Origin of the sequence: uncultured Clostridium sp., assembly GCF_963527835.1 — a bacterium.
Classification (GTDB): Bacteria; Bacillota; Clostridia; order Clostridiales; family Clostridiaceae; genus Clostridium.
Genome location: NZ_CAURTC010000006.1, coordinates 69,978 through 92,429 on the forward strand (window position 1 = coordinate 69,978; position 22,452 = coordinate 92,429).

19 protein-coding genes are annotated in these 22,452 nt (G+C 27.1%); 18 read left to right on the forward strand and 1 reads right to left on the reverse strand.

Going from position 1 to position 22,452, the window contains the following annotated elements:
• Nucleotides 1–18 precede the first annotated feature (18 nt).
• From RYM86_RS05370 to RYM86_RS05415, 10 genes are all read left to right on the forward strand, one after another.
• Complete coding sequence (locus RYM86_RS05370) at nt 19–1,467, forward strand: Rne/Rng family ribonuclease (protein WP_315078423.1); 1,449 nt, start codon at nt 19–21, stop codon at nt 1,465–1,467.
• Between the two features lie 194 nt (nt 1,468–1,661).
• A complete protein-coding gene (rplU, locus tag RYM86_RS05375; protein WP_003374169.1) occupies nt 1,662–1,973 on the forward strand; it encodes a 50S ribosomal protein L21 in 312 nt (103 codons plus the stop codon).
• A gap of 4 nt (nt 1,974–1,977) precedes the next feature.
• Nucleotides 1,978–2,364 (forward strand): ribosomal-processing cysteine protease Prp, encoded by a 387-nt coding sequence (locus RYM86_RS05380; RefSeq protein WP_315078426.1) that lies wholly within the window; start codon nt 1,978–1,980, stop codon nt 2,362–2,364.
• A 4-nt stretch (nt 2,365–2,368) separates the two neighbouring features.
• Complete coding sequence (rpmA, locus tag RYM86_RS05385) at nt 2,369–2,668, forward strand: 50S ribosomal protein L27 (RefSeq protein ID WP_003372402.1); 300 nt, start codon at nt 2,369–2,371, stop codon at nt 2,666–2,668.
• 500 nt (nt 2,669–3,168) lie between these two features.
• Nucleotides 3,169–4,455: a GTPase ObgE gene (obgE, locus tag RYM86_RS05390; protein ID WP_315078429.1), complete on the forward strand. Its 1,287-nt coding sequence runs from the start codon at nt 3,169–3,171 to the stop codon at nt 4,453–4,455.
• A 21-nt stretch (nt 4,456–4,476) separates the two neighbouring features.
• Nucleotides 4,477–4,773, forward strand: coding sequence for a ribosome assembly RNA-binding protein YhbY (gene yhbY / locus RYM86_RS05395; RefSeq protein ID WP_315078431.1), 297 nt, complete (start codon nt 4,477–4,479; stop codon nt 4,771–4,773).
• 261 nt (nt 4,774–5,034) lie between these two features.
• Nucleotides 5,035–5,637 (forward strand): nicotinate-nucleotide adenylyltransferase, encoded by a 603-nt coding sequence (gene nadD, locus RYM86_RS05400; protein WP_315078434.1) that lies wholly within the window; start codon nt 5,035–5,037, stop codon nt 5,635–5,637.
• Nucleotides 5,638–5,641: 4 nt separating this feature from the next.
• Nucleotides 5,642–6,217 carry a bis(5'-nucleosyl)-tetraphosphatase (symmetrical) YqeK gene (gene yqeK / locus RYM86_RS05405; RefSeq protein WP_315078436.1) on the forward strand — a complete coding sequence of 192 codons (576 nt, stop codon included), beginning with the start codon at nt 5,642–5,644 and terminating at the stop codon, nt 6,215–6,217.
• A 134-nt stretch (nt 6,218–6,351) separates the two neighbouring features.
• Entirely contained in the window at nt 6,352–7,626 is a 1,275-nt protein-coding gene (locus tag RYM86_RS05410; protein ID WP_315078438.1) for an LCP family protein, read from the forward strand.
• Between the two features lie 24 nt (nt 7,627–7,650).
• Nucleotides 7,651–8,547, forward strand: coding sequence for an RluA family pseudouridine synthase (locus RYM86_RS05415; protein WP_315078441.1), 897 nt, complete (start codon nt 7,651–7,653; stop codon nt 8,545–8,547).
• A gap of 13 nt (nt 8,548–8,560) precedes the next feature.
• On the opposite strand, the gene RYM86_RS05420 is transcribed toward RYM86_RS05415, so the two are convergent.
• A complete protein-coding gene (locus RYM86_RS05420) occupies nt 8,561–9,880 on the reverse strand; it encodes a D-alanyl-D-alanine carboxypeptidase family protein (RefSeq protein WP_315078443.1) in 1,320 nt (439 codons plus the stop codon).
• A gap of 227 nt (nt 9,881–10,107) precedes the next feature.
• On the opposite strand from RYM86_RS05420, the gene RYM86_RS05425 reads away from it, so the two are divergent.
• From RYM86_RS05425 to RYM86_RS05460, 8 genes are all read left to right on the forward strand, one after another.
• Entirely contained in the window at nt 10,108–10,728 is a 621-nt protein-coding gene (locus tag RYM86_RS05425) for a helix-hairpin-helix domain-containing protein (protein ID WP_315078445.1), read from the forward strand.
• Between the two features lie 181 nt (nt 10,729–10,909).
• Entirely contained in the window at nt 10,910–11,614 is a 705-nt protein-coding gene (locus RYM86_RS05430; RefSeq protein ID WP_315078446.1) for a hypothetical protein, read from the forward strand.
• A gap of 25 nt (nt 11,615–11,639) precedes the next feature.
• Complete coding sequence (locus RYM86_RS05435) at nt 11,640–12,020, forward strand: RDD family protein (RefSeq protein WP_315078447.1); 381 nt, start codon at nt 11,640–11,642, stop codon at nt 12,018–12,020.
• Nucleotides 12,021–12,036: 16 nt separating this feature from the next.
• Complete coding sequence (gene rlmD / locus RYM86_RS05440) at nt 12,037–13,389, forward strand: 23S rRNA (uracil(1939)-C(5))-methyltransferase RlmD (RefSeq protein ID WP_315078449.1); 1,353 nt, start codon at nt 12,037–12,039, stop codon at nt 13,387–13,389.
• 406 nt (nt 13,390–13,795) lie between these two features.
• Nucleotides 13,796–15,832 (forward strand): penicillin-binding transpeptidase domain-containing protein, encoded by a 2,037-nt coding sequence (locus RYM86_RS05445; protein ID WP_315078451.1) that lies wholly within the window; start codon nt 13,796–13,798, stop codon nt 15,830–15,832.
• A gap of 746 nt (nt 15,833–16,578) precedes the next feature.
• Nucleotides 16,579–18,732 (forward strand): glycosyl hydrolase family 18 protein, encoded by a 2,154-nt coding sequence (locus RYM86_RS05450; protein WP_315078453.1) that lies wholly within the window; start codon nt 16,579–16,581, stop codon nt 18,730–18,732.
• Between the two features lie 364 nt (nt 18,733–19,096).
• Entirely contained in the window at nt 19,097–20,839 is a 1,743-nt protein-coding gene (locus RYM86_RS05455; protein ID WP_315078454.1) for a sigma 54-interacting transcriptional regulator, read from the forward strand.
• A 379-nt stretch (nt 20,840–21,218) separates the two neighbouring features.
• On the forward strand, nt 21,219–22,418 hold the full coding sequence (locus tag RYM86_RS05460) for a YgeY family selenium metabolism-linked hydrolase (protein WP_315078456.1): 1,200 nt from the start codon (nt 21,219–21,221) through the stop codon (nt 22,416–22,418).
• Nucleotides 22,419–22,452 lie beyond the last annotated feature (34 nt).

Below are 22,452 nucleotides of genomic sequence, written 5' to 3' on the forward strand. Positions count from 1 at the left end.
ATTTAGGATGTGAGTGTATTGAAAGAGATTTTTATTGAAAGAAAAGAATCTTTATTAAGAATTGGTATAAGAGAAAATGAAAAATTAGTAGAGAGTATAGTAGAAGAAAATAAGAATGAACCAATAATAGGTGAAATATATAAGGCAAGAGTAAAAAAGATACTTCCTGCCATTAATTCAATCTTTGTAGACTTGGGATTAAACAAAGAAGGATACTTATATTATAGCGAAGAGTTAAAGAATACTGGCATAAAAAAAGGTGAAGATATACTTGTGGAAGTTGTAAAAGAGCCAATAAATGATAAGGGGGCTAAGCTTACTACTAAAGTTAGTATCCCTGGTAAATATGCAGTATTAAATTGTTATGATAAAGGAATCAACTTTTCTAAGAGAATAGTTGATGAAGAAAAGAAAAAAGAGATTTTAGAAAATTTACAAGAGTTAAATAATGTAGGAATAACAATTAGAACAGAAGCAATAAATGTTCATATTGAAACTTTAAGAAATGAAGTTGATAGACTGTATAATGAATTTCTTAATATTAATCAAAGTTTAAAGTATTCTACTGAAGTAAAAAAAATTTATGGTGAAGATTTGAGTTTATTTAGACTTTTAAGAAATACAATTGGACAGAATACTGTAAAAATATATGTAGATAATAAAGAAGATTTTGAAAAGATTAAAGATTTTAGTAAAGATGAAAATAATGTAGTATTAGAATTATATTCTGGGATGAGAAATATATTTGATTTTTATGGACTTGAAAAGGAGCTTTTAAAGTTAAGGCATAATAAAGTTAATCTTCCATGTGGTGGTTATATAGTTATAGACAAAACAGAAGCAATGTATGTTATTGATGTTAATAGTGGAAAAAACATAAAAGGAAGAAGTTTTGATAAAACCATTTTAGAAACTAATTTAGAAGCAGCAAAAGAAATTGGAAATCAAGTAAAAGTTAGAAATTTAAGCGGTATAATTGTCATAGATTTTATAGATATGAGAGATAAATCTCAGAAGAACATAGTTATGAGAGAATTAGAAGAAAGTTTTTCATCAGATAAGGGTAATACTAAGATATTTAAATTTACAGAATTAGATTTGGTTCAAATATCAAGAAGAAGGCAAGGAAAAAGCATTTATGAGTATATGGAAGAAGGATGCATGACTTGTAATGGGCATGGAATGATTTTAAAATTATCATATATTCAAGATCTTATAAGAAATGAAATTTTAAGAATAAAGGAAGAGAATACAATAAATTCTTTTTATATTGAAATTGATAATGTTTATAAAGAAAGAATACAAGGTGATTTGTTTAATTTTCTGAAAGAAATAGATGGTCTTAATAAAGAAATATATTTAAATTATATTGAAAATATGGAAGGATTTAAGATAGAACCTTTAATTTTTCAAAGTCAAAAAGTTAATTTAGAAAAATATAAAATAACAGAATTTGACACTATTTAATACCAGAAATAGACTATAATAAGTAAAAAACAAGAAATATAATAGATTTACAATATAAAATAGTAAATTTTAATTTACAAAAAAATAATAATGTGATAAAATGGCTTTTGTAGACCGCACACGTAAGGTTTTAATGAACAAAGTTTAATCTTTGTACCAAAAGTGGCGAGACCGTTAAATGAGGAGGTGTTTTAATGTACGCAGTATTAGCAACAGGAGGAAAACAATACAGAGTTCAAGAAGGAGACGTTATATACGTTGAAAAGCTTGACGCTGAAGTGGATTCAACAGTTGAATTAACAGAAGTTTTAGCAGTAGCTAACGGAGAAGGTATCAAAGTTGGTGCGCCAGTAGTTGAAGGTGCTAAAGTTACAGCTAAGGTTTTAGCTCAAGGAAAGCAAAAGAAGGTTATAGTTTTCAAATATAAGGCTAAAAAAGACTATAGAAGAAAAAATGGTCATAGACAACCTTATACTAAGTTAGTAATCGAAAAGATAGAAGCTTAATATCATGATTAAAGTAGGAATTAATTATAAAGACAGTAGTATTATTGGATTTGTAATAAACAATCATGCCTTATGTGGAGATAGAGACTTTAGAAATGATGTTTCTTTAGTTGGCGAGACATTTGATATGATATGTAATTCTGTTTCAGTTTTGTCACAAAGCGTTATTATAGGTTTGGATGAAGTTTTAAAACTTAATTCTACTTATGAAATAAGTGATGGATATTTAAAGTTAGATCTTAATGATTTTAACGAAGAAGAGATAGAACAAGCACAGGTTTTACTACAAACTTTTGAAAAAAGCTTAGAAAGTGTAATTTTAAGTTTAGATGAAATGTTTGGAAGTAAGAAACGTAAAGAATATATAACTTTATTGAAAGAGGAGGTGTAGCCTTATGTTAATTATGAACCTTCAATTATTCGCTCATAAAAAAGGAGTGGGTAGTTCTAAGAATGGTAGAGACTCTGAATCTAAGAGATTAGGAGTTAAATCTACAGACGGAGAATTTGTTCTTGCTGGAAACATCATAGTAAGACAAAGAGGAACTAAGATTCACCCAGGAAACAACGTTGGAAGAGGTAAAGATGATACTTTATTCGCAAAAATCGACGGAGTTGTTAAATTCGAAAGAGTGGGTAAAGATAAGAAAAAAGCTAGTGTTTACCCAGTAGACGTTGAAGCAATAGCTGAATAATTATTTTTTGAAATAAAGCACCCAACAGGGTGCTTTTTAAGTTATATTGAATTATTAATATAATAATACATATATATAGTTTTTAACCTCAAATGTTTTTATAATATTTAAAGATTGAAAATAAATTTATTCATAAGGATTTATTCGTTATCTAACTTATAATATTGTATGATTACGGATTATAATTTATAAAAAAGGTTATGCTTTAAGTAATTGTTTATAATATAATGTGACATTACTTTGAAAAAATAACATTAAAATAAATTAATAGTTTTATTGAGTTGAAAAAATTAATAGAACTTTGGTAATTAAACATCATTTTAGATTATTTATGATTAAATTATTATATAATTAGTTAAATTAATTATAAGAGATTTTTAATGTGTTATAATAAAGTGTGATTTTTGAAGACATAATAATTAGTAAAATAATAGTTTAATCATAATTGAGTTTAAAAATATTCTATTTAGGAAAAGAATTTAATTAAGAAGGGTGATAGCATGTTTATAGATAAAGCCAAAGTATTCATAAAATCAGGAAAAGGCGGAGATGGAGCCATTTCATTTAGAAGAGAAAAGTATGTACCACTTGGAGGTCCAAATGGTGGAGATGGTGGAGATGGTGGAGACATAATACTTAAAGTTGACACTGGAATAACTACACTGTTAGACTTTAAATACAAAAAGAAATTCATTGCAGAAGATGGTGAAAATGGTGGAGCGTCTAAATGCTATGGTAGAGCTGGTCAAGATCTTATTATAAGAGTTCCAATGGGAACGATAATAAGAGAAGAAGAAAGTAATAAAGTAATAGTAGACTTATCTCATAAAGATGAAGAGTTTGTACTAGTAAGAGGCGGAAAAGGCGGTAAGGGTAATGCTAAATTTGCTACCCCAACAAGGCAAGCACCTCACTATGCTGAACCAGGAATGCCAGGTGACGAATTATCAATAGTTTTAGAGTTAAAATTATTAGCTGATGTTGGATTATTAGGATTCCCTAATGTAGGTAAATCAACTTTATTATCAATGACAACTAAAGCTACTCCAAAGATAGCCAATTATCATTTTACTACTTTAAAGCCTAATTTAGGTGTTGTAGCAGTAGATGGTATAGAACCATTTGTTATGGCAGATATCCCAGGTATAATAGAAGGTGCTGCAGAAGGTGTAGGATTAGGAATACAATTCTTAAAGCACATAGAAAGAACAAGATTATTAGTTCATATAGTTGATATTTCTGGATTAGAAGGAAGAGAACCTTTTGAAGATTTCGTTAAGATCAATGAAGAATTAAAAAAATATTCAGTTAAACTATGGGATAGACCACAAATAGTAGTAGCTAATAAATCAGATTTACTTTATGATGATGAAGTTTTTGAAGAGTTTGAAAGAAAAGTTAAAGAACTTGGATTTGCTAAAGTTTATAAGATGTCAGCAGCTACAAGAGATGGTGTTGATGAAGTAATAAAAGAAGCAGCAAGAATGCTTAAAGAAATTCCTGTTAAGGAATTAGAAATATCAGAAGATGAAATGTATGTACCAGAAGAAAAGAGATTTACATATTATATAGATATTGAGAAAGATGAAGAATACAATACTTATGTTGTTTCAGGAACTTTCGTAGATAGATTATTAAGTGCAGTAAATATACATGATGCAGATTCATTAAGATATTTCCATAAAGTATTAAGAAATAAAGGCATTATGAATGAATTAAGAGAAATGGGTATAGAAGACGGAGATGTTGTTAGATTAAATGATTTCGAATTTGAATACTTATTATAATAAAATTTTGGAGGAAAATGAATGTTAACTGGAAAACAAAGAGCTTACTTAAGAGGATTAGGTAGTAATATAGCTCCAATATTTCAAGTAGGTAAAAATGGGATAGAAGAAAACTTTTTAACTCAAGTTGCTCAAGCTTTAGAAAAAAGAGAACTTATTAAAATAAAAGTTTTAGAAAATAGTGGTTTAGACACTAGAGAAACTTCAGATTTAATATGCAAATCTTTAAGATGTGAAGGCGTTCAAGCAATAGGAAATAAGATGGTACTATATAAGAAATCTAAAAATAAACCTAAAATAGAAATACCAACTAAATAATTAGATAAGAAATAAAACCCTTTATTATAAGGGTTTTATTTTTTTATATAAAAATCTAATAATATTTAAGAGTAGAGAACTTTTTTAGTTTAGGTTTCTTGTGAATTTATAATATAGATTATGTTCATGATATAATAATATAGAAGAATTTACAAAATCAATTAATTTATTATATTATGAGTGTAATATATTTTTCTAATTGAAAAATAATAAAGCATAGAGCTTGATGTATTGTAAATAAATTCTGGGAGGAAATATTTAATGAAACGATATGGTATAATAGGAGGGACATTTGATCCTATTCATTATGGACATTTATATATAGCTTATGAAGCTAAAAAACAATTAAACTTAGACAATATGATTTTTATGCCAGCAGGTAGTCCGCCTCATAAAGAAGGTAAAAAAGTAACATCTGCGATGCTAAGATATGAAATGGTAAAGAAAGCAATAGAAGATTTTTCTGGTTTTTCTATTTCTAATTATGAGATAGAGAAAAAAGGATTCAGCTATACATATGAAACGTTAGAGCATTTTAAGGACAATGATGTAGAATTATTTTTTATCACTGGAGCAGATTGCTTAATGGATATAGAAAAATGGGAAAGTGCTGATAAAATATTATCTTTAAGTAATCTAGTGGTGTTTTCTAGAGGTGGATTTAGTAATAAGGAATTAATTAAACAAAAAGAATATATAGAAAAAAAATATGGTGTAAGTATAATTGTATTAACACTAAAAAGATTAGAAATATCTTCAACAGATATAAGAGAGAGAATTAAAAATAAAGAAAGAGTAGATTTCTTTATTCCTAAATCTATCATAAAATTAATAGAAGAAAACAGTTTATACAAGGAGGAATAATATTTTGTTAAGTATAGAAGAAATGAAATTATATCTTAAAGAAAATTTAAAGATTAATAGATATAATCACACATTAGGAGTTGTTGAAACTGCAAAAAAATTAGCTGAAGTTAATAAAGTTTCAATAGAAAAAGCTGAGATAGCAGCGCTTGCTCATGATGTGGCTAAAAATTTATCTTTAGAAAAGATGCAATCAATAATAGATGAAAATAATATTGAATTAACAAATACAGAAAAGGAAAATTCTAATTTATGGCATAGCATAATTGCACCAATGGAAGCTAGAAGCAAATTAAAAATTGATAATGAAGATATATTAGATGCAGTAAGGTGGCATACTACGGGAAAAGAAAATATGTCTATTTTAACTAAGATAATATATATAGCTGACATGATAGAACCAGGTAGAGATTTCCCTGGAGTAGAAAAAATAAGACAAACTACTTTTGAGAATTTAGATAGTGGGGTTTTATTAGGTTTAACTGAAAGCATGAAAGATTTATTAAATAGAAATTTAATTATTGATTTAAATACTATAAAAGCAAGGAATTATTTTTTATTAAAAGATACTATGTATTAAAAGAATGTTTATATATGCATAAATAAAGTAGACTAGGTAATTTATTTATGCATATATAAACACATGTTATAAAACATAGCAGGATAAAAATATTAGTAATTTAAGAACTTGTTGTTAGGGGTGAGAGGCAAGATATGGGAAAAAGAAGGGCTAAAAGATCTAATAAATCCAAGAAACCAAAGAAAAGTGTTAAAACGCAAAATTTATTAGAAGAAGGAATTTTGTTGATATTAGCTTTGGTAATAACATTTACCATAGTAGTTATAGGATCAGGATTTTTATTTTTAGGAAAAATAAATAAAAATGATATGATAGGGCCAACTAAGGTTTCAATGAATAAACCAGTTAATATTTTGTTATTAGGAACTGATATTGGAGACCCTAATCAGCCAAATAATAATGCAATAAAGCGAACAGATACAATTATGGTTTTGAATTATAATCCTGATAATAAAAAATTACAAGTTGTTTCAATTCCAAGAGATACATTGATAGATGTTAATGGTAAAAATTTAAAAATAAATTCAGCTTATGCAATAGGTGGAGAAAAAAGAGTAAAATCAGAAGTAGAAAAATTACTTAATATAAGTGTAAACTATATTGCTAAAATTGATTATAATGCATTTAGAGAATTTATTGATGCTATCGGAGGCATCAAAATGCAGATAGAAAGAAATATGATATATGATGATGAGGGACAAAATCTTCATATTAATTTTAAAAAAGGTGAAGTAGCTAAATTAGATGGTAAAAAAGCAGAAGAATTTTTTAGATGGAGAAAAAATAATGATGGTTCAGGATTTGCAAATGGGGATTTAGACAGAATAGAAAATCAACAAAAATTTATATCAAAGGTTGTAGATAAATGTACAAGCCCTATGATTATTTTTAAAATTCCAAGCATAATAAAAGCTTTAGGAGATAATATAGATACTAATATGCCACCATTTAAAGTTATATCATATGGTTTAAAGTTTGTTAGAATTAATTCAGAAAAAATTGATATGAAAATAGCTCAGGGTATACCGAAAGATATAAATGGAGAATCTTTTCTTGTATTTGATAAAAATTTAAATAAAGATATAATTACATCTTTATCATCAACAGGAAAAGGAACAGAAGATATTTCTAAGTCTGATATTACAATAAAAATATTCAATGGAACTAAAATTACTGGGTTAGCAGCAACATTGAGGGATGAGTTAACAAAGCTTGGATATACAAGGGTTGACGTAGGAAATATTCAAGAGAGAAATGATAGTTCAATTTTAACCAATAATGATAACATTGCAAGCAAAGTTGAATCTAGTATTGGAATAAGTAAAATTGAAAAAAAACCAGATAAACCAGAATACAAAGATTATGATGTAGTTATAATATTAGGTAAAGATTTTAAAAAATTTGAATAAAAACCAAAGGGAGACTTTTAATATATGAGCATTTTACAAGATAAAGTTAGTAATGTTGATGGTAAGATAAAAATAAGAGAGTATCTAAAGGAAAAGTTAGATTTATCAACTAGATTGATAAGAAGTGCATCAAAAGATCAAAGGATATATGTTAATAATTCTGCAGTTAGAATGAATTATATGATTAAAAATGGTGATGTTATAAAGATTGATTTAAATAGAAATGAAAGTCAAAATATAAATCCAGAAAAAATAGATTTAGACATAGTATATGAAGATGAAGATGTTTTAGTTATTAACAAACAACCATTTATCATAGTTCATCCAACTAAAAATTTTCAAAGTGGCACATTAGCAAACGGAATATTATACTATTTTCAAGAAACAAATCAAAACTGTATAGTAAGATTAGTTTCTAGATTAGATATGAATACATCAGGACTTATTATAATTGCTAAAAATCAATTTTCTCATAGTAGATTATCAAAAGATATGAAAGAAAAATTACAAAAAAGATATTTAGCAATTGTTCATGGTAATTTAGAAGAAAAAGAAGGAACAATAGACTTGCCTATTTATAAACCAGAAGGTATAGAGTATGGGAGTATGAGAGTTGTTGATGAGAGAGGACAAAGAAGTATAACTCATTATAAAGTAATAGAAAGCTTTGAAGGTGGAGATTTAGTTGAATGTCTTCTAGAAACAGGTAGAACCCATCAAATAAGAGTTCATTTAAGTCATTTAGGTCATCCTATATATGGGGATGAACTATATGGAGTTGGAGCGGAAGAAAACTTAATAAAGCGCCAAGCACTACATGCTTATGGATTGAATTTTGAGTCACCAAGATCTTTAAAAGAACTTTCATTAAGAGCCGAGTTGCCAGATGATATGAAAGAATTATTAGAAAAAATAAAATAGAAGAAGATAGGGTTTAATCCCGTCTTCTTCTTCTTTTCTTCAATTGATCATCTTGAATTTTGGGTATAGAAGTTGTAATTTCCAATAGTCTCTTTTTTCGATTCTTTTTCTTTTTATATTCTATTACTAATGTTAATATAATAAGCAATGCAACTCCAGAAACACTAGCTCCTATAATTAAATTCTTTTGATTTTTCTCTACAAAAGAATCAATCTCTTCTTTTATAGAATAATTTCTAGAAATACCGGCATATAAATCTAATTTACATAGCTCTTCATCATTTAAATATACAGTACCTTTTAATATAACATCGCCTTCATTAAAAGATAATCTATTTAGATTTTTATCTTCGAATTTAATATAAGTATTAAGTTTGTCTTTATCTTCATTTGGAATAACGCAATTTACATCTTTTGAAGCAATAAGAGGAACTGCTAGGCCATTACGTAGCTTAATAGAATCTATTTCTTGTCCTTTTTTATAGATATTAGAAAAACAAAAATTATTAAATCCATAATTAAATACAGTTTTCATATCTTCAAAGTTTTTATTTTTATCTAGAGCATTAAGATACGATGCTACTAAAATATGTCCATTATTTTCAGCGGCTATTGCATATGTATGGTTTGATTTAGTTGTATAACCGTTTTTACCTGCAAGGGTATATTGATAATAATACATTGAATTCTTATTTATCATATGATTTTTATTATTAATCCATATTGTTCTAGATGAATCATTTTTTATTGGTATTTCATATGTCATAACTTTAGATAGTTCTAAGAATTTATCATTTTTAATAGCTTCATTCATAATTAGAGCTAAATCATGAGCAGTAGTTAAATGTTCTGGATCAGGTAATCCACTTGGATTTTTAAAATGGGTATTAACGGCTCCAATTTCAGTAGCTTTTTTATTCATAAGCACTGCAAATTTATCAATAGAAGAAGAAACATGGCAAGCTAAAGCGTTAGCTGCATCATTCCCAGATTCTAATAAAAGCCCAAGTAATAAATCTTTTACAGTAACAATATCACCTTTTAAAAGGCCTATAGTTGTACCATCAACATTTGTAAAATCTTCAGTAACTACAACTTCTTCATTTAAATCACAATTTTCTAAAGTTAATATAGCAGTCATTACCTTAGTCGTTGAGGCCGGCTCCAAAACTTTATCGGGATTTTTACTAAATAATATTTCTCCAGTTGATGCATCCATCAAAACAGAACCTTCTGAATTTATTTCAGGAGGGGCTGACACTGCCGTTACATTAACGGATGAAATAAGAAATATAAATAGGAAAAAAATAAGTGTTTTAAAATGTGATTTCATAACATTCTCCATAATATTAAAATTTTTTATTACAACAGTTTTATTTTACCAAAGAAAAATATATTATGCTATAAAAATATGAATTTTGATAATAAAATTGCATTATTATGTATATAATTTAAATAAATGGATGGAATACTGTTGATAAATTTAATAATAAACTTATTATTATACTAAAATGTAAATATTAGTTTAAGAAATATTAAAAACTAAAGGAGGTTTTCAATGTGATTAATAAAGCTAATAAAAAAATTGGAATAATAGCAATTTTAATTATAATGCTGATAGCATGTTTATTTACATATATGAAAAGTGGAAAAGACAAATTAGTAAAGAACGATAATACTTCAATTTTTGTTGAAGAAGAGAGTCAAGATAGTGATGAAGATGCAAAAATAGAAAAATTAAAAGATAAAAATATAGTAGTTGAAATAAAGGGAGAAGTAAAAAGCCCTGATGTATATGAATTAAATGATGAGAGTATAGTTAAAGATGTTATTGAAATAGCTGGTGGATTAACAGAAGAGGCAGATATATCAAATATAAATAGAGCTCAAAAGCTTAAAAATCATGAATTAATATATATAAATAATAAAAATGAAGTTAAAGATAATGTGAGTTATTCACAAAATACTGTTACTACATCTAATAATATTGGAAAAATAAATATAAATTGTGCACAACTTGAAGAATTAAAAAATATTAATGGAATAGGCGAAGCAAAAGCCAAAAGAATAATAGAATATAGAGAAAACATAGGCGCATTTAATTCAGTAGAAGATATTAAAAATATTGATGGAATTGGTGAAAAAAGTTTTGAAAAGCTAAAAGACCAGATAGATGTTTAGAATATAAATGCATTATATATTTAAAAATAGTTGTTATATTTTTGCGATTGACACATATTTGAAATATAATAATGATACAATAATTTATTGTATTGTGGTATTCTAATAAGTAGTATTAATTCAAAAATATAATATAAATTTATATAAATATAATCAAAAATAAAAACTAGGGGGATTTTTAATGTCCAAAAAAATTTGCACTATAATAATGACTTCGATGATTACAATATCATTAATTGGATGCATTAGTATAGATAGTAATAAAGCAAAAGACAAGAATAATGCTAGTACTGCAACTGAAGTAAAGAATTCAGACGAAAATTTACAAGGATCGTGGGCAGAAGATTATAGTTTAGAAAAAACAAAAGGATATTTTAAAGACTATTTATCTAAAATGGAAAAAGTAACAGAAGAACTTGGAATGAAGTATTCTAAGGAAGATGTAGTAAAAGAAAATGATGGAAGCACGATAAGTGTTAATTCAATATACTTTGATAATGAAAAACCAGATCCAAACAAAATAGAAAGTATGTATTTTGGAATGAAAGTATTTGGAGAAGATTTATCATCAGGAGAAATCGAATTAAAGTTAAGTTTAAATTTTGATAGTGCAGAAGTAATAAAATCAGGAAATTTTGATTTAGGAAATACATCTTTTAGTAAATACATAGCTGCATTTACAGGACAAAGTAGCAGAGATTATTCAGAAATAAATAAACAAATAATAGATGGATTAAAAAGTGAAAAAGCTGAAGGCGTTATAGAGAATTCAATAGATGGATTAAAGGAAGAAATAAGATTTAATAAAAATTATATAGTATATAAATTAAGCACTAAAATGTATGATTTTAAAAATCCAAATCCAACTTTAGAAAATAATAATTAATATAATTAATAAGGGGGAAAATACCTTGAGTAAAGAAGAAAATAATATTAATGAAAAAGAAGAGACTATATTGAATGACACAAAAGCGAAAGAAGAAACTAACAATGAAACAAAAGAATTGTTAATGGGAGAGACAAATGAAAATAATAGTAATGAAGAAGAAGAAAACCCATCATTGCTAAAAAAAATATTTGCGAGTGTTATAGATCAGTTGGTTACAATTTCTATTTCAGGAATAGCATTAATTATATTTGATTTTATTATAGGATTTATGGGATATAAGGTATCTATGCCAATAGGAATTTTAATTATATTCTATTTTATAGTAAATGCATTATATATGCCATTAATGGATAAAACTAAATTAAGTAAAAGCATAGGAAAAAGAATTATTAATATAAAGTAATTATAGGAGAACATATATGAAAAGAGGAAGCGAAGTAAAGGTTAAAATCGAAAAAACACAATTTCCATCGACAGGGATAGGATATTTAGAAGATAAGCCAGTATATGTGAAAAACACATATCCAGGTCAGGTAGTAACTGGTAGAGTTAAAAAGAATAGAAAAGAATACGCTGAATTAAAATTAACAGGTGTAGAGGAAAGAGCAGATTATGAAATAGATGCGATATGTCCTCATTTTGGATTTTGTGGAGGATGTTCATCTCAAACATTATCTTATGAAAAGCAGTTACAAGTTTTAGAAGATGAAATAAAAGATTTATTCAAAGAAGCTGATGTAACTACTGGCGAGTTTTTAGGGGTACTTGGAAGCTCAGAACAATGGGAATATAGAAATAAGATGGAATTCACATTTGGTGATGAAGAAAAAGGTGGAGATCTTTCAATTGGAATGCATATGAGAGGTAAATCTTTTGGAATAATGACAGTTGATCATTGTAAAATAGTTGATGAAGACTATAGAAGAATAATAAGATTAACTGCAGATTATTTTGGAAAGCAAGACTTACCATATTATAGAGTTATGAAAAGAGAAGGATATTTAAGACATCTTGTAATAAGAAAAGCTCAAAATACAGGTGAAGTATTAGTGAATCTTGTTACAACTACTCAAATAGATTTTGATTTAAGTGACTATGTTGAATTACTAAAATCTCAAGACTATAAGGGTACATTGGTATCAGTGCTTCACACTGAAAATAATTCATTCTCAGATGCAGTAATACCAGAAAAGGTAAATGTATTATATGGAAGAGATTATATACAAGAAAAATTATTAGGACTTAATTTCAAAATTTCACCATTCTCATTCTTCCAAACTAACACAAAGGGTGCAGAAAGCCTTTATTCATTAGTTAGAGATTTTATGGGAAGTTCAGAAAATAAAGTTGTATTTGATCTTTACTGTGGAACAGGAACAATAGGTCAAATAGTTGCTCCTAATGCTAAAAAAGTTGTAGGTATAGAACTTATAGAGGAAGCAGTTGAAGCAGCAAAAGAAAATGCTAAATTAAATGGATTAAATAACTGCGAATTCTTGGCAGGAGATGTAGCGGAAATAATAAAAACGGTAAAAGATAAACCAGATATAATAATATTAGATCCGCCAAGAAGTGGGGTCCATCCTAAAGCTTTAGATTACGTAATAAAATTTAATGCACCAGAAATAATATATGTTTCATGTAATCCAAAGACTTTAGTAACAGACCTTAAAGTATTAATTGAAAGAGGTTATAAAATAATTCAAACACAAGTGAAAGACATGTTCCCGAACACACCTCACGCTGAAACTATAGTTAAGCTAATCAAGTAATAGGCATTGAATACTTAATGAAATCAAGCGTAGCAAAGATTGAATTTAGTATGAAAGCCCGCATTACGTAGTTAACGGAGTAATGTGTTCATTTATAAAAAGAATAAATACTATTTAAATAGGCTATTTGCCAACATTTTGCCGACATCAATTAAGATGTTGGCATTTTTGATATTATTTCCAGAATATTTGAAGTATTCATATTTAGAAGGAATGTTATTAGTATAGTATCAGTTGCTTAAAATGATTGAATAGAGCTTAAACATATGAGAGAATGTTTAAGCTTTTTTATTTTCTAATTTATATCTTTATTATATAATATTATTAATTTGCTATATATTGTTATCAAAATTTTATTTATATAGAAGTTTTAAAATGAAATATATTAAAGGAGGAGTAGTTTTTATTGGAGAATAAAATAAAGAAACTATTTATTTTTTCATTAATAGGTATAGGTATTTTAGTAGTAGCAGCATTTATATTTGCATCTATGAAAGCAAATAGTATAAATGTAAAACAAAGTGAAAACTTAGTACAGGAATATTTTCAATTATTAAATGAGAAAAAGTATGATTTAATGTATGATAAGTTATCTGATGAAAGTAAAAATGAAATATCTAAAGAGGACTTCATAGAAAGAAATAAAAATATTTATGAAGGAATAGGGGCTAAAAATATCACGATAGATAGTATAAAAGTGAAAGTAGATGGTAGTGATATCTTAACAACATTTCAATGTAATATGAACACTATTGCAGGAAATCTAAATTTTAATAATACAATGGATATAAACAGAATTCGTGATGAGATTAAAGTAAATTGGTCTTCAAATTTAATTTTTCCTGAACTTAATAATGACTACAAAGTTAAAGTTCAAATAACAGATTCCAGACGAGGTGATATTCTAGATAGAAATAATATTAAACTTGCGACTGATGATGATGTAGCTGAAATAGGAATTGTTATTGAAGAGTTTGGAGAAAATCAAAAAGAATCAATAAATGAGATATCAAAGGAATTAGAAATATCTAGTGAGTACATAGAGAAACAATTAAGTCAGTCATATGTTAAACCATACATGTTTGTACCAATTAAAGTGATTCCTTATAGTAGTGATATAGTTAATAAAGTATCGAAGCTTCCAGGAATAGCTATAAAAGACAAGCCGTCAAGAGTTTATCCTTTAGCAGAAAAGGCAGCACATTTAATTGGATATATTCAAAATGTTACAGCAGAAGATTTAGAAAAAAATAGTGATAAAAATTATTCTGCTTCATCAGTAATAGGTAAGTCTGGACTAGAAGCAATATATGAGGATAGATTAAGAGGTATTGATGGAATTAAAATAAATGTAGTTGATAAAAATTCAAATGAGATTAAAGTGATTTATAATAGGGAAGTTAAAAATGGAGAGGATATAAAATTAACCATAGACAGTAATATTCAACAAACTGCATATGATGCTTTAGAAGATAATAAGGGTGCAACTGTAAGTATAAATCCTTATACTGGAGAAGTTTTAACACTTGTAAGTACACCATCATATAATCCAAATGATTTCGTTATTGGAATGTCTACTGATAAATGGAATGATTTAAATACAAATGAAAACAAGCCATTATATAATAGATTTCAGAGTAATATAACTCCTGGATCGGCATTTAAACCTATTACAGCAGCTATTGGCATAGAGTCAAATGTACTTGATCCTAATTATGATAAGGGAATAGTGGGACTAAAATGGCAAAAGGACGATTCATGGGGAGGATATAAGGTGACAAGGGTACATGATTATGGATTACCTTCTAATTTAGAAAATGCTTTAATATTTTCTGATAACATATATTTTGCTAGAGTTGCATTAGATATAGGGTCAGAGAATTTTGGAAAAAAACTTAAAGAATTTGGTATTGGTGAAAAAATACCATTTGAATATGGGGTTTCTGTATCTCAATCTTCATCAAAAGGTATGATTGATAATGAGATATTACTTGCTGATAGTGGATATGGACAAGGTGATATTTTAATGAATCCATTACAACTTTCTATGATGTATACAATGTTCACTAATGATGGAAATATTTTAAAGCCGTATTTAGAATACAAAGAAAACTCTGAAAAAGGTGTTTGGAAGAATAATGTTATATCAAGGCAAACTGCAGAAATTATATTAAATGATTTACATAGTGTTGTAAGTAAACCAAATGGAACTGCACATGCACTGTTCGAGCAAGAAATTAATATTGCAGCTAAAACAGGTACTGCTGAGATAAAGTTAGCTCAAGATGATGAAAGTGGGACTGAAATAGGATGGGTAGTAGCAACCACAACAAACAAAGATAATAATATCTTAGTAACTACATTTGTAGAAGATGTAAAAGGAAAGGGTGGAAGTGGTTATGTACTTCCAATAGTAAAAAAAGTAATACAAGAAATGAAATAAATAGGAAAATTTTTGTTGTGAAATAGATAGCTGGTGTCATTACTTTTCAATTTAAAGAAAGAGTTATGTTTAAGTGGTATATATTCCCAAATGAATAGTAACAATTCATAAATAGTTTTAACTAAGTATCGATTATATAAAAGTAAATAAGTTATAATTGAATCAATGACAATGACCACCTTTCGTAGTTATTTTGCTTGTTTAGAGATTCAATTTTAGCACGAAATTAAGGGGGACATTGTTTTTTATACAAAAAACGGCCGAATCCTTCATATATAAAGAAAAAATTGGACCATTAAACAAAAGTATATTTAAAGTTAGAGTTGCTGTACAAAAATTCATTGAAACAATAAATAAAGTTCTACACAAATAATAGATAGGCTATGCATTAAAATGTAGAAGCTTTATTAGAACATATATATAGAAAGTTAATAAATAATAAGAAGATATAAGTATAAAAATATCTCTAAATAATTTTAAATGTTATTTAGAGATATTTTTTACTTTTTTATTTAATTTATCAAAACAAGAAAATAATATATTAATACTGTATAAATAGTTTCATATATAAACAAAAAAATAGTATTTATCACTAATAATTAATAAAATAATAATTTAAAATGGTAATATTATATAATTTTTATAAAAATACAATATACTATTTTGCTTAAAATGTAATTTGTTTTGAAAAAATACATATGTATAGTGATAGGTGTAAATAAAAATAAGATAGGGGGAATCAAAAAATGAAAGTTATGAGATTAAAGAAACTTTTAGCTGGATTAGTTGTAACTACAATGTCATTATCCTTTTTAGGAATACCAACACATGCAAAAACAATCACAAATAAAGATCAAAAAAAAGTAGTAAGGCAAAGCAGTAAGAAAGATTTGAAGAGGAAAATAATAGGATATTTTCCAGAGTGGGCTTATAAAAGTGAAGTTCAGGGATATTTTAATGTAACTGATTTACAATGGGATTCATTAACCCATATTCAATACTCATTTGGATTAGTAGATCCATCTACAAATAAAATAAAATTAGGTGATAAATATGCAGCATTAGAAGAAGACTTTGCTAATTATGATTTATCTTATAAAGGGAAAAAAATAGACCTTGATCCTACGCTACCATATAAAGGTCACTTTAATGTATTACAAACTATGAAAAAAAATTATCCTAATGTTAAATTGTTAATGTCTGTAGGAGGATGGGCAGGATCACGTGGCTTTTATACAATGCTAGATACAGATGAAGGAATAAATACTTTTGCAGATTCATGTGTTGATTTTATAAGAAAATATAATTTTGATGGGATAGATATTGACTTTGAATATCCATCATCTACAAGTCAATCAGGAAATCCAGCAGATTTTGATTTATCAGAACCTAGAAGATCGAACTTAAATGAAAGATATAATATATTAATGAAAACATTAAGAGAAAAGATAGATGAAGCATCTGAAAAATATAATAAAGATTATATTTTATCAGCAGCTGTTACTGCATCTCCTTGGGTTCTTGGAGGAGTTAATGATAACACATATGCTAAATATTTAGATTTTCTAAGTGTAATGTCTTATGATTATCATGGTGGATGGAATGAATATGTTGAAAATTTAGCCGGTATTTATCCAGATCAAGCAGATAGAGAGACAGCATCACAAATAATGCCTACACTTTGCATGGATTGGGCATACAGATTCTATAGAGGTGTGTTACCATCAGAAAAAATAATCATGGGTATTCCATATTATACAAGAGGATGGGAAAACGTTCAAGGTGGACAAAATGGACTTCATGGTTCAAGTAGGACACCAGCATCAGGAAAATATAATATTTGGGGTGATGATTTAGACAATGATGGAGAATTAGAACCAGCAGGTGCTAATCCATTATGGCATGTATTAAATCTTATGGAACAAGATCCTAATTTAAAATTATATTGGGATGATGTTGAAAAGGTACCACATGTTTGGCAAAGTGAAGAAAGCGTTTTTTTATCTTTTGAAAACGAAAAATCTATTGATGAAAGAGTTAAGTATATAAAAAATAAAAATCTTGGTGGAGCCTTAATTTGGGTAATGAATGGTGATTATGGATTAAATCCTAATTACGTAGAAGGATCTAATAAAATAAATGAAGGTAAATATACATTCGGAGATACATTAACTAAACTGTTAAGCAATGGGTTAAAAAATATTGGGAATTGTAAAGAGACATATGATGATAGCACTAGTTCATTAGAACCAGTAAATGTTGAGGTAAGTTTAAGTGGAAAATATGATCATCCTAATTATACTTATGATATAAAAATAAAAAATTGTACTGATAAAAAAATAGATGGTGGATGGAATGTATCATTTGATTTACCTAAATCAGCATTATATAAATCTTCATGGGGAGGAACATATTCTTTAAAGGATAATGGAGATTTTAAAACAGTTACAATAAAATCAGGTGATTGGCAAAGCATTGAACCAGGAGCAACTGTTGCAATTCAAGGAATGATTGGATTATGCTTCTCAGGAGTTAGAAATATAACATTTAATGGTATGAATCCAATAGGACCGAGCATGGATAAAGCTAAAGAAATAGAAATCGATGAATTGAGAGATGGAATTGAAGAAGTGCCAAAAGAAACAATAGAAGAAGTAACAAAAGAAATGACCGAAGAATTACCAAAAGAAATAACATCAGATGAATCAACAATAAAAGAAGAATTAAAAGAAATGGAAGAAGATAAGTTAAAAGAAAAAATAATAGATAGTACAGAAGAATTGCAAAAAGAGACAACAATGGATGAAGAAGTAATAGAAGATAATTTAAAAGATGAACTTATAGATAATTCCGAAAAGGAAATAAAGAATAATTCAAAAGAAACAATAGAAAATAATTAAGTTTAAAATTATGATTTTGCCAACATTTTGCTGATAATAGCTCAAAATGAAAAAAGTGTTACTGAATAACAGAATATAAATAATAAATATAGCAAGAAATAGCTAGTGGATTTAAGAAATTATATTTCAAATCCATTAGCTATTTTTATTGTATATAAAATTATAATTAACAAAGTAAGACCGAGGCTTTTCTTATATTAATATAGTATAAACAATTAATACTATATTAAGGATAAAAAACAGATTGATATGCTTAGAGTTATCATGGTGCTATATGGTATAATAGTAAAGTATTTAAAATTAAAAACGATAAGAAAAACAACAAATTAAAAACAAATTTATAATATAATAGGTGGGTTATAAGATGAAAATAAATTTAGTTGATATAAAAGAAATAATAAATAAATATTCGGTATTATTATCAAATTTGTTAACAATTGATGTAGAAATAGTTGATGATAAATTAGTAAGAGTTGCTGCAACAGGAATATACGAAAAAAGAATTGGAGAAAACATAAGAGATCAAGGGTATGTATATAAGAAAGCTTTAGATACAGGAAAAACATTAGTTATAGAAAATCCAGGAAAAGATACACTATGTGATGAATGTAAAAAAAGAGGAAACTGCAATGAATTTATGGAAATATGTGTACCTATTAAATATGAAGAAACTACATTTGGAGTAATAGGTTTAGTATGTTCTAATGAAGATCAAAAGGAAAAATTAAAAAATAATCTACCTATTATGATTACGTTTTTAGAGCAAATAGCTGAATTTATTTCAATTAAAGTAATAGAACAAAATCAAATATTTGAAAATGAGAACAGTATTAATTTTTTTAAAGAAATAGTAAATTCCATAGATGATGGTATTATAACTGTAGATATAAAAGATGAGATTATAACAGCAAATAATAATTCATTAAAGCTATTGAAAGTTAAGCCTAGTATTGTAGGTAAGAGAATTACTATAGAAGAAACAGATGAATATACTCCTAAAGGAGGTATTTATAATTTCAATATTGAAAATGAAAAATTTAAAATTATAGGAAAAGTAGTGAAAAACTGTATTAATAATAAAGATTGTAACAAAATAATTATTTTTAAAGAATTAATTACTATTGAAGAAGAGTTGAAAAATAATAGTATTAACTGTGATTCAATAATTGGCCAAGCAGATAATATAGTAGAACTTAAAAAGAAAATAAAAAAGGTCTCGTACACTGACGCTACAATCTTAATTACAGGAGAAAGTGGCACCGGGAAAGAGCTGGTAGCCAGGTCAGTACATTCTGAAGGTAATAGAAAAAACATGCCATTTATAGCTATAAACTGTGGAGCTATTCCAGAAAATTTATTAGAAAGTGAACTTTTTGGATATGTTAAAGGTGCATTTTCAGGAGCAAGTTCTGGTGGAAGAATAGGAAAGTTTGAACTTGCTAATAATGGAGTGATTTTTTTAGATGAAATAGGTGATATGCCATTATATCTTCAAGTAAAAATTCTAAGAGTGTTACAAGAAAAAACAATTGTGAAAATAGGTTCTAATAAGTTAATAAATTTAAATATAAGAGTAATAGCAGCTACAAATAAAAACTTAAAAAAATTAGTTGATGAAGGTAAATTTAGAGCGGATTTATATTATAGATTAAATATAATTCCTATCGAAGTACCAAGTTTAAAAGACAGGGGAGAGGATGTTGTATTAATAACTAAAATGTTAATAGAAAAATACAATATAAGATGCAATAAATATATACATACTATAGATAGAGAATTAATTAAAATATTTAAGGATTATAGTTGGCCAGGAAATATAAGGGAATTAGAAAATATAGTAGAATTTATGGTGAGTTTATCAGGGGAAAATGGATTACTTGAAAAATCTATGTTACCAATATCATTTGTACAAAGTTATAATGAGGAACTTAAAAATAGAAATGATGAAATATGTATGGATGATGACATAATGACATTAAAGGAAATTGAAAAGATATATATTAAAAAAGCTTTGGGAAAGTATGGAAACTCAACTAAAAGTAAAATGAAAGTGGCAAAAAAATTAGGCATAGGAATAGCCACTCTTTATAGAAAGTTAGAAGAATAAAATATAATTTATCATAATGATAAATTATATTTTATTATGTCAACTTAAGTTAGGTAAAATAAGCTCAAAACTAGGTATGTTACAGAATTTAACAGATACACTATATAAGTATATTGGTCTGTTATTTTTTTATCTTTCTTATTATTTTGATAAAAATAATTATCAAAATGATAATTATATAATTTAGAAATAAAATAAGTGCTTAAAGCAATGCTGTTAGGCAAGGTGGAGGTAGGATTTTTCATAAAAAATCAAAGAAATGCTTTTCAGTTTTGGCAAGGTAATTGCTAAAGTAATAGTTAGTGATGAAATGTAAATAAAATCATCATAAAACCAATGATATAAAATAATATTTTCATAAAAAGGCGGGGGAATAACTATGGATTTTGAAAACATTAAGGTAAGAGCAAAGGCTTATGAAGCAGATATGACAAAATTTTTAAGGGATTTAATTGCTATCCCAGGAGAAAGTGCTAATGAGGAGTTAGTGATAAAAAGAATATCACAAGAAATGAAAAAACTAGGATTTGACAAAGTTGAAATCGATAATATGGGAAATGTTTTAGGATATATGGGAACCGGTGAAACTTTAATTGCCTATGATGCTCATATAGATACTGTTGGAATAGGTGAAATAAGTAACTGGACATTTGATCCTTATAAGGGATATGAAACTGAAGAAGAAATAGGTGGTCGTGGAGCATCAGATCAATTAGGTGGAATAGTATCTGCTACTTATGGAGCAAAAATAATGAAGGATTTAAATCTTTTATCTGATAAGTATACAGTTTTAGTGACTGGTACAGTACAAGAAGAAGATTGTGATGGATTATGTTGGCAATATATTCATAATGAAGATAAGGTAAAACCAGAATTCGTTGTAATAACTGAACCAACTAATGGAAATATCTATAGGGGCCAACGTGGTCGTATGGAAATAAGAGTTGAGGTTAAGGGTGTATCTTGCCATGGTTCTGCTCCGGAACGTGGAGATAATGCAATTTATAAAATGGCAGACATATTACAAGAAGTTAGAGTATTAAATGATAATTTACACTATGATGAATTTTTAGGTAAAGGAACTGTAACCGTTTCAGAAGTATTCTATAATTCACCATCTCGTTGTGCAGTAGCAGATATGTGTGCAATTTCTTTAGATCGTAGATTAACTGATGGTGAAACTTTTGAATCAGCATTAGAAGAGGTAAGAAATCTTCCATTTGCTAAAAAATATAATGCAAAAGTAACTATGTATAAATATGAAAGACCGAGTTGGACAAACCTTGTATATCCGACAGACTGTTATTTTCCAACTTGGGTAATACCAGAAGATGCACCAGCAACTAAATCAATGGTTGAAGCTTATGAAGGAATGTATGGAAAACCACTAGTAGATAAATGGACATTCTCAACTAATGGAGTATCAATAATGGGTAGATATGGAATCCCATGTATAGGATTTGGACCAGGAAAAGAAGAAGAAGCACATGCTCCAAATGAAAAGACTTGGAAGGCTGATTTAGTAAAATGCGCTGCTGTATATGTTGCAGTACCAACAATTTATTGCAGAAATAAATAAAGATAAGAAGATAGATAGATAAAGAAATAGAGAA